Source organism: Aquabacterium sp. NJ1, from assembly GCF_000768065.1.
In the GTDB taxonomy this organism is placed as follows: Bacteria; Pseudomonadota; Gammaproteobacteria; order Burkholderiales; family Burkholderiaceae_C; genus Aquabacterium.
The window spans coordinates 3,879,818-3,894,000 of sequence record NZ_JRKM01000001.1; the positions used below are offsets into that span (position 1 = coordinate 3,879,818).

12 protein-coding genes and 1 pseudogene are annotated in these 14,183 nt (G+C 64.6%); 2 read left to right on the forward strand and 11 right to left on the reverse strand.

Translation table 11 applies throughout. The annotated features are described in order from the left end of the window. The first annotated feature begins 54 nt into the window (after positions 1-54). Positions 55-1,572 carry a hypothetical protein gene (locus JY96_RS16635; RefSeq protein WP_035039190.1) on the forward strand — a complete coding sequence of 506 codons (1,518 nt, stop codon included), beginning with the start codon at positions 55-57 and terminating at the stop codon, positions 1,570-1,572. Between the two features lie 75 nt (positions 1,573-1,647). On the opposite strand, the gene JY96_RS16640 is transcribed toward JY96_RS16635, so the two are convergent. The 8 genes and pseudogenes from JY96_RS16640 to JY96_RS16675 form a co-directional block, all read right to left on the reverse strand. Then, a complete protein-coding gene (locus JY96_RS16640; protein WP_052162644.1) occupies positions 1,648-2,412 on the reverse strand; it encodes a class I SAM-dependent methyltransferase in 765 nt (254 codons plus the stop codon). Further along, positions 2,409-3,875 carry a phosphosulfolactate synthase gene (locus tag JY96_RS22940; RefSeq protein ID WP_081961343.1) on the reverse strand — a complete coding sequence of 489 codons (1,467 nt, stop codon included), beginning with the start codon at positions 3,873-3,875 and terminating at the stop codon, positions 2,409-2,411. Before JY96_RS22940 ends, JY96_RS16640 begins: the two co-directional genes overlap by 4 nt. Positions 3,876-3,897: 22 nt before the next feature. Beyond that, the gene (locus tag JY96_RS16650; protein WP_035039193.1) at positions 3,898-4,998 is read right to left on the reverse strand and encodes a hypothetical protein; all 1,101 of its coding nucleotides are present in this window, start codon (positions 4,996-4,998) and stop codon (positions 3,898-3,900) included. Between the two features lie 111 nt (positions 4,999-5,109). Beyond that, the gene (locus JY96_RS16655; protein ID WP_052162645.1) at positions 5,110-5,850 is read right to left on the reverse strand and encodes a class I SAM-dependent methyltransferase; all 741 of its coding nucleotides are present in this window, start codon (positions 5,848-5,850) and stop codon (positions 5,110-5,112) included. Between the two features lie 107 nt (positions 5,851-5,957). Beyond that, positions 5,958-7,058, reverse strand: a pseudogene (locus JY96_RS16660) (DegT/DnrJ/EryC1/StrS family aminotransferase); the annotation flags it as partial. 26 nt (positions 7,059-7,084) lie between these two features. Beyond that, positions 7,085-8,101: a glycosyltransferase family A protein gene (locus tag JY96_RS16665; RefSeq protein ID WP_035039196.1), complete on the reverse strand. Its 1,017-nt coding sequence runs from the start codon at positions 8,099-8,101 to the stop codon at positions 7,085-7,087. 2 nt (positions 8,102-8,103) lie between these two features. After that, a complete protein-coding gene (locus JY96_RS16670) occupies positions 8,104-9,510 on the reverse strand; it encodes a methyltransferase domain-containing protein (RefSeq protein ID WP_035039198.1) in 1,407 nt (468 codons plus the stop codon). 90 nt (positions 9,511-9,600) lie between these two features. Further along, positions 9,601-10,617, reverse strand: coding sequence for a glycosyltransferase family 2 protein (locus tag JY96_RS16675; protein WP_035039201.1), 1,017 nt, complete (start codon positions 10,615-10,617; stop codon positions 9,601-9,603). Between the two features lie 194 nt (positions 10,618-10,811). Here JY96_RS16675 and JY96_RS16680 point away from each other — a divergent pair, with 194 nt between their 5' ends. Then, complete coding sequence (locus JY96_RS16680) at positions 10,812-11,180, forward strand: hypothetical protein (protein ID WP_035039204.1); 369 nt, start codon at positions 10,812-10,814, stop codon at positions 11,178-11,180. Positions 11,181-11,186: 6 nt separating this feature from the next. Here the strand turns inward: JY96_RS16680 and JY96_RS16685 are convergent, their stop codons facing one another. From JY96_RS16685 to aroB, 3 genes are read right to left on the reverse strand one after another with little or no spacing between them, the layout of a single operon-like run. Continuing rightward, positions 11,187-11,789, reverse strand: coding sequence for a hypothetical protein (locus tag JY96_RS16685; RefSeq protein ID WP_035039206.1), 603 nt, complete (start codon positions 11,787-11,789; stop codon positions 11,187-11,189). Positions 11,790-11,846: 57 nt separating this feature from the next. Further along, a complete protein-coding gene (locus tag JY96_RS16690; protein ID WP_035039209.1) occupies positions 11,847-12,974 on the reverse strand; it encodes a deoxyguanosinetriphosphate triphosphohydrolase in 1,128 nt (375 codons plus the stop codon). Positions 12,975-13,001: 27 nt separating this feature from the next. Next, positions 13,002-14,123: a 3-dehydroquinate synthase gene (aroB, locus tag JY96_RS16695; RefSeq protein ID WP_035039211.1), complete on the reverse strand. Its 1,122-nt coding sequence runs from the start codon at positions 14,121-14,123 to the stop codon at positions 13,002-13,004. Positions 14,124-14,183 lie beyond the last annotated feature (60 nt).

A 14,183-nucleotide genomic window follows, 5' to 3' on the forward strand; every position in this document is an offset into this window, starting at 1 on the left:
GGCATGAACATGATGTCCCTGATCCCAGCCCCTAACGGAAACCGGAGTGCTGTCATGACTGAACTGCCCCGCATCCACCTGAGCATCGTGCAGCCCAAGGGCTACGTGCATTCGCTGGGTTTTCTTGACCAGGCTCGCTACTTCAGGCACCAGTTCCGGCGCATGGGGGCCGAGGTCAGCATTGGCAAGAACCGTTTGCGCCACGATGCCGTCAACTTCGTGTTTGGCGCGCACCTGGGCTTCGAGGCCGACCTGCGCCAGCGCTACAGCTGCATCTTCGTGAACCTGGAGCAACTGGGGCAGGGCGGTGCGGCGGTGTCGAAGGATTACCTGGCCCTGCTCAAGACTTCCGCCGTGGTGGATTACGACCAGGACAACATCCAGGCCTATTCGGCCCACCCCGACGAGGTGATGGTGGTGCCCTTCCTGTACGCGCCGTATCTGAAGCAGGCCGATGCCATCCCGCTGGCGCAGCGCCCCATCGACCTGCTGTTCATCGGCAGCATGAACGAGCGCCGTCGGGCGATGATCCAGCGCATCGAGTCCACCGGCGTGCAGGTCAGTGTGTTTGATGGCGCGCTGTACGGCCCGGAGCGCGATGCCTACATCGTGCAGGCCAAGGCCGTGTTCAACGCCCACTTCTACGAGAGCAGCCGCTTCGAGCAGGCGCGCGTCTCGCTCTGCCTGTCGCTGGGCACACCGGTCATCTCCGAGCGTCGCCCGCAGACCCGCCCGCATGACGCGTTCGAGCACAGCGTGCTGTGGCTGGAGGAGGATCAGCTGGAGGCCTATTTCAGCCAGCAATTCGGCACCCCCGCTTTTTACGAGCAGGCCCGTGCGGCTTTGCAGGCCTTCGAACAGGCCGACCCCATCGAGCCGTATGCCGACCTGCTGGCCTTTGCTGCTGGCTTCGGGCGCACCCACCAGGAGAGGCGGCCTCACGCGCCGTGGCAGCCCACCCGGGTGCACCTCGGCTCTGGCCATGACTACCTGCCTGGTTGGCTCAACATCGATGCCAATGACCTGATGCAGCCTGATCTGCACGGTGATTTTGCCCAGCCAGTGTTCCTGCCTTTTGCGGGTGACACGCCGCAGACGGGCCCGATCGAGATCCAGCCGGGTAGCGTCGAGATGATTTTTGCCAGCTCGGCGCTGGAGCAAGCCGACGATTTGCCCATGCTGATGCGCAACTGCCTGGACATGCTCCAGCCGGCTGGCAAGCTGATCGTGCAGGTGTCGCACGAGGCGGCCATGAAGACTTGGCAGGACCCCACGCACAAGCGCGCCTTCAACGAAAAGACCTGGCTGGCCTTCACCGATCAGTTCTGGCAGCTGGGCTGGTTCGAGCACCGCTTCCAGGTGGAGCGTTTCGAGTACATGAACGACAAGAACGAGGTGTGCGAACGCGCGCAGGCCAGCAGCATGAGCTTGTTGCTGCGCAAGGTGGAAACCACCGCGCAGGAGCGCTCGCTGGCGCGCACCATGCAGGCCGACTTTGGCCCCTTGCCCGATGACGAGCTGGACGCGGTCGAGCTGACCAAGGTGGCGCCATCCGCGACGCGGGCGGCCTGAAAACAAAAGCAGCCCATGAGGGCTGCCTGCTTGCACCATGAAGCAAGCGCCTGATCGGGCGCTTTGCTTTTGGGCTCACTCGAAGATGATGTAGCTCTGGTTGCCCGAGTAGGGCGAGCGGATGAGGCGGTGCTTTGACAAGTCCAGCACTTCGCGCAGGGCAACGGTTTCGCCCGGGAAGGCTTGCAGGCACAGTTCGTCGAAACCGATGACGCTGCCCTTGGTCAGGCGTGGCAGCAAGGCTTCCAGCGCGGCGCGGGTGGGGCGGTAGATGTCCATGTCGAAATAGGCCAACGCCACGAGGCTCTCGGGGTGCTGCTCCAGCCAGGCAGGGAAGGTGTCGACCACGTCGCCCTTGACCAGCTCGAAACGCTTGAGGCCGGGGCGAGGTGCCAGGGCTTCATGCTGGGTGAGCAGGTTCTCCAGCGTGTCCTGCCAGTTGTCGCTCACGGCCAGGTGGCCGTCCTTGAGGATGGCGTCCTGCCCATCCTGCGCCGACAGCGAGGCAAAGCCTTCGAAGGTGTCGAAGCCGATGATGCGGCGTGTGTAGTTATGCGGCTCCAGCACATTGCGCAGCGAGGCGAACAACGCCAGGTTGCGGCCCCAGCGCACGCCGAATTCGAGCACATCGCCGTGCACGGTCAGGGCCTGCTTGTACAGGTCCGTCATGAACATGATGTGCGCCATCGACGAGCGTGTCAGGTACAGGGGCAGGTGTGCCAGCAACTGATGCGGAGGGATGGGGTTGGTGCGCAGGCTGTGTTCCAGCGTGTCATAGGCCTGGACCTCCAGCTCGCTGGCGCGCAGGCGGACGGTGTCTTTGTAATTGGGGGTGGTCATGCCTGGATCCTGATGCTGCCGTCCATGTAGACGGGCGTGATGGGGAAGCTGTCCTTGGTGGCACAAAAGAGCACGTCCGCCGTCTTGCCCAGGGCGGACAGGTTCAGGCCGGATTCGCTGGCCAGGAAGTCACGGTAGAAGTCGTTGCTGGAGATGGGCTGCAGGTCGCCGAGCACGGGGGCGCCAGGCAATGACATCGCGATCTCGGAGGCAGCGATCAGGTCTTCACTGGCCATCTGGTTGTTGCGCCCGGCGCAGATGAGGGAGATGTTGCGGCGGCGGCTGCGGGCCATGTCCAGCGCCGACCTGGCCACCGCGCGTGCGTTCAGCAGCGATCCTACCAGCGTGACGGCATCGGGATTGGAAGCGGCGGCATGCAGGCATTCTGTGCCGTTGGAGGTGGTCAGCACCAATTCTTTGCCCGCCATGTCCTTGCTGGCGAAGACGAGTGGCGAGTTGTCGTATTGCAGTTGTTCGACCTTCTTGCCACCGCGTTCGCCAGCGGTGACTTCACCGATGCAGGCGTCCACGCTGGTGACGGGGCGCACACTGCGCATGCCGTGGGCCAGGGCCGTGACGATGGTGGAGCTGGCGCGCAAGGCGTCGACCACGACGATGACGTCGCCGCGTTGCGAAGCGGCCAGTGCGGCTTCTGCACCCAGGCCCATGCGGATGCAGGGGTAGTCCATGTGGTAGTACCGCAGCGTGTCGCTGCGCAGGCCCAGTCGCAAGGTTTCCAGGGGGACGACATCGGTGGGGGCGATGTTGCCCAGGTTGACCTGGTTGCCCAGCATCAGAATCAGCTCGGTCTGCTGGCTGCGCAAGGGGGCTTCGAAGATCAGGTTGTCGGCGCCAGCCTCGTTCGTGAGCGCGTGCAGCAGGTCGAGCTGGGTGCCGCCCTTCTTGTCGAAGATGCCCTGGGTGCCGCTTTCGCGGGCCTCGATGATCACCTTCCAGGCGCCGGCGGCCAGCTCCGATCGGATTTGCGCCAGGCGCTCTTCCAGGGTGATGCGCTTGTCCTCTTCCGACAGCTTGGAGCCCACTTCGGAGGTCACGCGAAAGCCCATGTCCAGGGCCTTCTTGATCATGTCGTTCTTCTGGTCCTGCGGGATGGGCACCGTGCCGTTGGACACCTCGATGCATGAAAAGCCCAGGGCCTTGGCCTGCGTCAGGTAGCTGTCCATGCGGCCTTGCAGCCAGGCCAGCTCGGTCAGGGTGCCGCCAGGGCAGCACATGATCTGGCGCTCGGCCAGCATGGCGCACTTCTTTCGGATCAGCTCGGCGTCCTGCATGGCGCTCGTGCCCCAGCCGAACTTGACCAGATCGATGCTGGATGCCGCCGTGTCCAGCAGGTCCGTCAGGGCGTTGAGGCCCATGTTCTTGTCCAGCACCATGGTCAGGCCATTGGCGCGGGGCTTGGCGGAGCGGGCTGGCAGGCGAATGTCGGGAAAGGCGGAGGGCATGGTTGGCTCCTTGTCGGCTCGCTCAACGGCGAGGCAGGCACTGCCCGATGGGCAAATCTTCGTAGTCGGGCACGAACACGGGCAGGCCGTCGATGTCCCTGAACAGGCGGTTGCGAGGCGGGAAGGTGACTTCCACGGGCCCGATGTCATCCCACAGCCCGAAGGTGGCCAGGGCCTGTGCTTCAGCCAGGTTGGCACCCTCTACCTCGGCGAAGGCCGACGCGGCCGCGACCTGACGCAGGTTGATCTCGGTGACCTTGGGGGCGTCCTGGGCATCGGTGCGCAGGTCCACGGTCACCAGGCCGTGCATGGTTTCGCCGGTGTGGCGGCAGAGTTGCTCAACCGCTTCTTTCGAGGCGGCCACGGCAACCGGGTCGTTGATCAACCGGCCTTTGCTGATGTTGCCCGAAACACCCGAGATGACCGTCTTGGCCATGAAGTATTCCAGCCGCTCGTAGCAGCCCAGCTTGACCAGCCGGCCTTGATTGAACAGCATCAGGCAGGCGAGGTTGCGGCCCGGCAGGAACTCGGAGACCATGAAGCGTTGCGTGCCCTGGTTGAGCACCATCCAGGCGGCGGCCTCTTCCTGGCTGTGGACGTGGATGGCGCCTTTGCCGCTTGTGCTGCCTTCGCTGACGTCACGGATCCAGGCGCTGCCGGCAAAGCGGTCGAGCACCCGGCCGGCCAGGATGGCTTCACGGCTGAGGATCTCGTAAGCCGGCACCAAGCCGGTGTGCTTGAGCAAGTCGTAGACGCGAGCCTTGCTGAGGGCCTCGGTGCTGAACCGGGGGGGGGGCAGCAAGGCGGGGGCGGGCATCGGGTTTTTCGTCCAGAACAGCACTTCCGGTTCGGGCACCACGATGGCGGCGTCGATGCGTTCGGTCTGGACGATGTTGGCCACGCAGGCCTGGTAGGCCTGCGGGTCATTCAAACGAGGGACGCGGTAGATGCGTTCGTACAGCCCTTCATAGAGCGTGAAGGGGTTGTCGCACACGTCCATCCCGATCAGTCGGGTCTGCGCAAAGCGGGGGCTTTTTCTCAAGGCCCGCACGATCGTGCGCGAGGTGACGCCACAGGCGCCTGAAATCAGCAGGCTTTTCTGATTGAGATCGATGGGGCTCATGGCGTGGCAGCTTGAAGGGCAAAAATGGCCTGCTTCCATATTGAGCCCCCATCGTCCGGCTTGATCGGACGATGAGGCGACGTAAAGCGCGTTAAATCCGACCGGCGCCGGTCATGCCGCCAGGCGGTTTGTGTCTGCCGGGTGGGGCTTCCAGAACACGAAGAAGGGCTCCCGGCCGTTGACGCCGGACTCGGCGGGCACGGTATCGGGCAGCAGGGCGTTGTGCTGCAGTAAATCGCCCTGCAGGCCGCTTTGGTGGAAGTAATTGGCGATGTCATCACCAAAAAGCCGGACGTGGTCGGATTGGCCGTAGAGCAGGTGTGCGGTTTGCTCGTCCGGGACGGTCTTCATTTCCAGTGTGTTCTTCAAGGACGGCGCGTAAGGCGTCTGTGCGATCAGCATGCCGCCTTCGCGCAGGCAGCGGTTGATCTCCGACAAGGCCTTGCCGGGGTGCAGGACGTGTTCCAGCACGTGGTTGCAGATGATCAGGTCCAGGCTGGCATCCTCAAAAGGCATGGCCTCGAGGTCGACGCGCTGGTGGTGCGCCTGGGTGGGGTGCAAGTCCCCCCGGATGTAGTGGGCTGGCCCGCAGGCCGCGATCAATTGCTCGATATGGCGCTCGGGCGCGATGTGCAGGATGGTGGCATCCGGCAACTGCCTGGTGATGCCGGTGGCCTGCATGTACAGCCAGAGGTGGCGGTCGCGGTCCGTGCAGCCGCAGGCGGGGCATTGGTAGACCGACAGGTCCGATCCAACGGTGCCGAGCAGGGCCATCAGCGGGCTGCGTTGCTCGATATGGGCATGGGGTAACCAGTTGCTGACCTGGTGGTCGCATACGCAGCAGTAAGGCATGTGGGCTCCTGTGTGTCCGCGGGTCAGGCGGGGTTGGTGGCGTGGTGAAGCACCTCGCCGCGCGGGGCGGCTGGCACCGCCGGGCTGTCGGGCCATTGCGGCTGCCGGATGATCTGGGCCACGCGTGCAACGTCCTCGTCGCTCAGCGCCGGGTAGATGGGCAGGCAGATCACCTTGGACGAGGTGGCCTTGGCCACGGGCAGCAGGCCCGCGCTGGCGGAAGGCAGGCCGCGGTACATGGGGAAGTCCGAGATCAAGGGGTAGAAGTAGCGGCGGCCATTGATGCCGGCGTCCTTCATTTGCTGATACAGCGCATCGCGGGCGAGCGGGTAGTCCGGCTCGATCAGGATGGGGAAGTAAGAGCAGTTGACCTCGGTATCGGCCGGGGGCTCCAGCAGACGGATGCCTTTGACGCCGTTCAGCAGCGAACGGTAGAGCGCGTCGATTTCCTTGCGGCGCGCAATCGCCTTGCCCACATGCTTGAGCTGCAGCAGGCCGAGCGCGGCATTGAGCTCGCTCATCTTGCCGTTGATGCCGGTGGCCACCACGGTGGTCTCGTTGACGAAACCGAAGTTCTTGAGGTGGTCGATGTGCTGCTTGGTGCGCGCATCCGGGCTGATGATGGCGCCGCCTTCAAACGTGTTGAACACCTTGGTGGCGTGGAAGCTGAGGATGGACAGATCACCGTGCTGCAGCACGCTCTGGCCGTGCTGCTTGACACCGAAGGCATGGGCCGCGTCGTAGATGACCTTGAGGTTGTAGTCATCCGCAATGCGCTGGATGGCTTCCACATCGCAGGGGCGGCCATAGCAGTGCACCGGCATGATGGCCGTGGTCTGCGGGGTGATGGCGGCTTCGATGCAGGCGGGGTCGAGGTTGAAGGTCTGTGGGTCGATGTCGACGAAGACCGGCTTGATGCCGTTCCACAGCAGCGAGTGCGCCGTGGCCACGAAGGAGTAGGGCGTGGTGATCACCTCGCCGCTGATGCGCAGCGACTGCAGCGCCGTCACCAGGGCGATGGTGGCGTTGGTGAACAGCGAGATGTGCTTGACCCCGAGGAACTCGGCCAGTTCGGCTTCCAATTGCTTGTGGAAGGGGCCGCCATTGGTGAGGATCTTGCTGTCCCAGATCTGCTGCAGATAGGGCATGAACTCATCCAGCGGCGGCAGATCCGGCTGGGTCACATAGATGGGAGGCTGGGTGCTCATGGGTGTGGCTCCTGCTCAGGTCTTGCTCAGCGCTTGGCTTGGGCGGGGTCGCTGGCGCTTGCGGCCGGGCCAGGGGTGTAGGACGTGGCTGGCTGGCTGGCCAGCAGCTTGAGCCAGAAGTCCCGATAGGCCACGTACAACTCATCCAGGGAGCCGGCCTTGGTGTCCAGCACGTGGAAGTAGCCGGCCATCACGGGGTCTTCGCTGAAGTGGTGCACGATGCGTTGCGTGACCGTGCCGATCGCCTTGACGGCCGTTTCAGGGCTGATGCACCCATCGCGCCATGCTGCCAGAGCGTAGGTCACCCAGGCGAGGAAACCCACGCGGCCGCCATGGGTGGTGGTGGCCTGTTGCGTGGTCTGCTGGTCGTTCTGGCGGAACACACCCAGGTACTCACGGATGAAGGTCACCGGCAGCTGTTGTGCCGCGGTGAGCACGGCGCCGATGTCCAGCAGGCCGTAGTAGCTCAGGTCATTCGCCGGCGGGCGAGGGTAGAGCGCCGCGCCCTCTGCCGAGAACACCATGTTGCTCAACTCACCCAGCCAGTTCTGGCAGGTGCCCACCGTGCTGTTGAACAGCTCTTCGGTGGTGGGCTGCAGCACATGGCCATTGCTCTCTTGCACGAAGTCGGGCAGGGGCAGGGTCCAGGCGGGCACGCCGTCGTCATGGCTCAGCCAGCGCTGGCTCACGGTGGCGCAGCAAGGCGCGGCCATGTGGGCGGCCACGTGGGTGCGGTAGAACTCGGGGTAGATGACGTCGTCATCCAGGTTGAAGTGCACCAGCGGGGTCTGGCCGCCCCACAAGTCCAGCAACTGCTCGTGGTTGCGGCGGGCGTTCTGCGGGCCACGCACCACGGTGAGGTTGAGCTCCGAGGTCAACTTGCCCCAGTGCTGGTTGCGGATCATGTCGGTGATGACACCGCCGGGGCTGTCGTCCGACAGGATGACCTTGAAGTCCTTGAAGCTCTGGCGGCGCAGGGCCAGGAACAGCTCGCCCAGGTATTCCTTCTTGTAGGCGGGGATCAGCGTGGTGATCTGGGTCATGCTCAGTTGCTCCTGGTGGTCCGGTGCTGGGCCACGAAGCCCTGGTCGATGACGCCGCACAGCGAGTGGATGGTGCTGAAGGCGGTGTGCTTTTGCAGGATGTACTCGGCCGAGTCGTAGAAGGCCTCGGGCAGCTGCCAGCCGCTTTGCGTGTTGTGGTACAGCGGCAGGCGCACGATGCGCGGGAAGACGCGGTGTGTGCAGATGGCGCTCAGGCACAGGTCGGTGGCCCACAGGTGCCAGCCGATCTGCGGGTCGATGCGGTGGATGGAGTCTTTCGAGATCACCAGGGCCAGCTCGTCGATGGACACGGCGGCGTCCGATGCGGGGTGGTCGGCGCTGTTGACGCGGTCGATCACAAAGCCGGCGGGTTCAGGCTGTTCGGTCTGGCGGTTGATGCCCATGCCGATGAAGCCCAGCAAGGTCTTGGGGCGGTCTTCCGCCGAGATGGTGGCCAGCAAGGCATTGAGGCGTTGGCCAAAGCCCTTGGGGAAGTAGACGTCCTGGTGGCACAGCAGCACCCAGTCGCTTTGCGCATGGGCCAGCGAGGCCTCCAGCGCTTCGGCCGGCGTGGCCGCCTGGCGGTAGGAAATGATGCGGGCCTGCACTTCCTTGAGCCCCGGCGATTGCTCGACGTTCACACGCAGTTGCTGTTCTTTGGTGGTGGGCACCACCACGTCGAACAGTGGCTGGCTGGAGGCGGGTTGCACATCATCGAACTGGCGCACGCCGCGGATGATGAAGTGCTTCATGCGGTGCACGCGGTCGGCGCAACCTGCGGGCACACCGAGCGCATCGCCCATGTAGCGCACGGCGGCGGCCACCTTGTCGTCCATGGGCTGATCGGGCTGGTGGTCCACCAGGGTGGGGGTCCAGCCGGCGTCCAGCAGCAGCTTGTAGATGGTCGAGTGCGACTGGTAGCGGGGGTGCGCCAGCTCCTGGCTGAGCGTGTCATGAGCCGAAGCCGCGATCCCCGTGGAAGGGTCCGCCTCGATCAGGTGCGCCAGGGTGGACAGGCAGGCATGGTTCTCGGCCAGCACGAACAACTGGCCACCAGGGGCCAGCAAGGGGCCCAGCTCGGCCAGCGTCTTGGCGGCGTGGGGCAGGTGCTCCAGGCGGTTGACCACGATCAGGTCAAAGCTGCCCTTGTTGACCGGCAGGGCGGTGGTATGCGGGTTCAGCGCCAGCCACTGCGCTTGTGGGTGCCGGCGCTGATAGGCCTGGGCCAGCTCACCCTGGCCGCAATCCAGCTCCAGCACCTGCGAGGCGGCCGGCAGGGCGGCCAGCAGCCGTTGAAAAGAAGGGTCTGCGGCACGGGCTGCGCGCTCGTGGCTGGCCGGTGCCGGCGAGCCACCACCGATCACGATCAGGGCGGGTGCGGGCGCGTTGAAGGTGGCGGGTGCATTCATACCACCATGATGGGCTTTTCACCCTGGAGCGATCTGCCAATGAGGCGCCTGAACAGTGCATTAATCCCGGCCTCACGGCAGGGCACGCCTTCAGATTTCGGCCATGGTGCCGAGCAGCAATTTCAGGTTGTGGCGAGCCAGATGGCTGCCGCGTCCGTGCACGGCGCCCTCGAGCTTGGGGTTCTCGCCGATGGCCAGGCACTGGCGCCAGGCGTTCTCGATCATGGGCAGGATGTCGGTGGCTTGCTCGGGCAGGGCGGTGGCCAGGTCCAGCAGCACGTCGCCCAGCACGAAGTAGAAATCGGGTGAGTCGGGCCAGTTGGCCATCTCGGTGTCGGCCAGTTGAATGGCTTGCTCCACCTGGCCGCTGGCCTTGAGGGCATACAGGCTGCGCAGGATCAGGTCATGTCGCCACGGGGGCTCACGCGTGGCCTGCGGGCCCAGCAACTGCAAGGCCTGTTCATAGGCTCGCCAGGCATCCTCGAAGCGGTCATGGATCTCGTGGTCCTTGCCCAGCTGGTAGCGCAGGTAGGCGTCTTGCGGGCGTTCGGCCATGGCGGCTTCCAGCAAGGCACGGTTGCGCGCGCCTTTGGCCTGCATCTGCGCGGGCATGTAGCCGTCGTGCAGCACGGTCACAGCCAGGTCCCTGCGGGGCAGGCTGGACACCGGTTGTTCGTGGATGCGGCCTTCGTATTTCACGCCAACCGGCAGCACGCGCGGCAGCCAGCTGGAGGCGTCTTGTTGATGGGGCTGGCCGTTGGCCTGGAAGGCACTGCGCACGTCCACGCGGCCCATGAAGTCGGGTGGCTGATGCCGCAGTGCCGCAATCAGTTCGCCACCTTCACTCAGGATCTCGTCGGCATCCAGCACCAGGTTCCAGTCAGCCTGGCTCAAGGCCAGTGCGGCATTGCGCGCTGCAGCAAAGTCCTGCACCCAGGTGAAGTGGTGCACCTGTGCGCCTTCGGCTTGCGCCAGGGCCACGGTGTTGTCGCAAGAGCCCGTGTCGAGCACGATCATCTCGTCCACCCAGGGGCGTGCGCTGCGCAGGCAACGCACGATGCAGCGCGCTTCATCGCGGGCAATCATGACCAGGGCAACGCGGGACACAGGGGCTCACAAATCCATACACATGCTCGGCAGTGTGGGGCTCAAACTTGAGCCACGAACCCCGAAACAGGGTGTGGGTTAACACCCAAATAGCGTGCTTACGCCACCGCTACTGATGGCATCCCCCGGGATTACGTCATTGCAGAATGAATTCACGGCAATAAGCTGAACCCAGGTCGAAGCAGGAGACCCGTATGCGCAATCAACTCATTCTGATGTTGGCGATGACGTCGATCATGACGGCAGCGCGTGCGCAAGACGCCGAACCCGAAGTGGTTCAACAACTCAGCACGACCCAGGCTCATTTGCGCGAGATGTCGCCACCGTCGGGCAAGCCGGCATCGGCCACCCCCTTGCTGGGGCGGCTGGTGGGCAAGATGCTGTCCGAGCAGTTCAAGGATGTGCGCATTGATCTGGAATCTGATGCCGGCCCGGTCAACCCGGCGATGGCACCCACGCAAGGGGCCCTGCATTTGAACCGTCGTGCCGAAATCTGCTTTGACAACTACCGCGTCGGCCTCAAGCGCGACGGCGTGGTCATGCGCTACGAACTGACGTTCTGAGCAGCGTCAGCGGGGCGCGATGCCCGGCATCACCAGGATGTTGTCGAACATGTGCGACTTGTTGCTGATGCAGTCGCCTTGTACCCAGGTGAGCGTTTTCAGGTTGTAGAAAACCGAGGGGAAGACCACGCGTTGCCAGCCCGGCTTGCCATCCAGCGGGGCGCTCATGCGCACTTGCGTGCCATCGGTCTTGGTGCCGATGAATTCGACCGTGGCGGGGGCGTCCGCATTGGCTTCGGCCAGGTCCAGGGCCAGCACCGAGAAGGGCTTGCCCGACTGGGCGGTGAGCGTCGTGCTGGCGTTGCAGCTGTTGGCCAGCATGGCCGTGTTGCCGCCCACATTGGGCGCCCACAGCTTGCCGATGGCGTGAAAGCCCACCGGGCGTTCGTCGTCCGGCGCAGGGGCGTAGCGCAGCGCGTAGCCCTTGCTGGCATACACCGAGCCCACATTGCAGATGGGTTGGGTTCGCGCGCACGTGAGGTCTTCGAAGTCCAGCACCACGGCCTGGGCCAGTTGCACGCCCGCCATGCCCGTGAGGGCGACGAACACTTGAAGGGCGAGGCGGCGAGACAGCATGGTCAACAAGGCGAGGCAGGGGTGAACGGCCATTCTAGGCAGCCCGCCCCAGGCGTGGGGTGAAATTGCTGAACGGCGCCCGGTAATTTTTCAGAAAATCTTGCGCCCCGTCAGGCGTTCGTGTTCCCGCACGGCAAAACGGTCGGTCATGCCGGCGATGTAGTCGGCCACCGAGCGGTGCAGGTCGTCGCGGCGGGCAAAGTCGGCCGGCATGGCCTCGGGCTGGCTCACGTAGGCGTGAAACAGCTCGATCAGCACCTGCTTGGCGCGTGCCGTCGTGTCATTGACCTGCTCGTGCCGGTACAGCTCCTTGAACAGGAATCGCTTGAGCTGGGTGCTGGCTTCACGCATGGGCTGGCTGAAGCGCACGAGTGGCGGGCACTGCCGCGCTTCGTCGGCCGTCAAGGGCAGGTGCTCGGCCAGCTTGGCGCGCGTCGCGTCGATCACGTCATACACCTGCTGCGACAGCATGCGGCGGATGCTGTCGAACAACAGGCGCTTGCCCGTGGCATGCGGGTGCTCGGACAAGGTCTCGTCCCGGAAGCGGGTGAACAGCGGCACGGCCTCCAGTTGCTCCAGGGTGATGAGCCCCGAGCGCACGCCGTCGTCGATGTCATGGGCGTTGTAGGCGATCTCGTCGGCCAGGTTGCACAGTTGCGCTTCCAGACTGGGCTGCGTGCCGTTGAGGAAGCGCCGGCCCACCCCGCCGGGCTCCTGGGCTTCAAGCTGCTCGGCGTGTTGTTTCGAGCAGTGCTTGAGGATGCCCTCGCGTGTTTCGAAGCTGAGGTTGAGGCCATCAAAGCCGGGGTAGCGCTCTTCCAGCTTGTCGACCACACGCAATGACTGCAGGTTGTGCTCGAAGCCACCATGGCCCTTCATGCACTCGTTGAGCGCGTCCTGGCCGGCATGGCCAAACGGCGTGTGGCCCAGGTCGTGCGCCAGGGCGATCGCCTCGACCAGATCCTCGTTCAAACCCAGCGAGCGCGAAATCGAGCGGCCCAGTTGCGCGACCTCCAGCGAGTGGGTCAGCCGGGTGCGGAACAGGTCGCCCTCGTGGTTGAGGAAGACCTGCGTCTTGTAGACCAGGCGCCGAAACGCCGTGCTGTGCACGATGCGGTCCCGGTCACGCTGGAAGTCACTGCGGGTGGGGGCGGGCGGCTCGGGGAAACGACGCCCCTTGGTTTGCTCAGGTTGACTGGCGTAAGGGGCTAACCACATCGGCTTGTTCTACCTCGGGTGTGCTGCTCAGCGGGTGTGGGCGGCAATCACATCACGGACCATGGCGTCGGGGGCGGTCCGCGTGCTCGCTTGCCCCAGTGGCCCGACGACCACGAACTTGATCTCGCCGCCTTCGGCTTTCTTGTCCACCTGCATCAGCTCGATGTAGCGGTCTGCGCCCAGATCCGGGCCCTTGACGGGCAGGCCGGTGCGCTCGATCAAGGCCTTGATGCGCAGCGAGGTGGCTTCGTCGATCAGGCCCAGTCGTGCTGACAGATCAGCGGCCATGACCATGCCACAACCCACGGCCTCGCCGTGCAGCCATTCGCCGTAACCCATGCCGGATTCGATGGCGTGGCCGAAGGTGTGGCCAAAGTTCAGGATGGCGCGCAGGCCGGATTCCTTTTCGTCCTGGCCCACCACCCAGGCCTTGATTTCGCACGAGCGCTTGATGGCGTGCATCAGTGCGGCGCGGTCGCGGGCGAGCAGCTTGTCCATGTTGGCTTCGAGCCAGGACAGGAAGTCGGCATCGGCAATCGGGCCGTACTTGATGACCTCGGCCAGGCCGGCCAGCAGTTCTTTTTGCGGCAGGGTGTCCAGCGTATCGAGGTCGCAGATCACGCGCTGGGGCTGGTAGAAAGCCCCGATCATGTTCTTGCCCGCCGGGTGGTTGATCGCCGTCTTGCCACCCACCGATGAGTCGACCTGCGACAGCAGTGTGGTGGGCACCTGCACGAAGGGCACGCCGCGCATGTAGCAGGCTGCGGCAAAGCCGGTCATGTCACCCACCACACCACCGCCCAGTGCGTACAGCACGGTCTTGCGGTCCGCGGCTTCTTCCAGCAACTTGGTGAAGATCTGGTTGAGGGCGGGCCAGTCCTTGTACTGCTCGCCATCGGGCAGTTCCACGTCCAGCACGGTTTTGTGATGCGGCGCCAGCGCGGCACGCAGCCTGGCCGTGTACAGCGGGCCCACCCTGGTGTTGGTGACGATCAGCGCCTTGGAGGACTTGGGCAGGCCGGCAAAGGACGCCGCCTGCAGCAGGCCGCCACCGATCAGGATGTCGTAGCTGCGATCGCCCAGGTCAATGTGAACCTGGGTGTTGCCAGAGACGGAGGAGGATGCGGGCGGGAGGGGAGTTGATGCCATGAGCCTGAACGCGCCCCGAACTTCGCGGAAGTTCGGTCCCGGCCGCGACGCAGGGGGCAT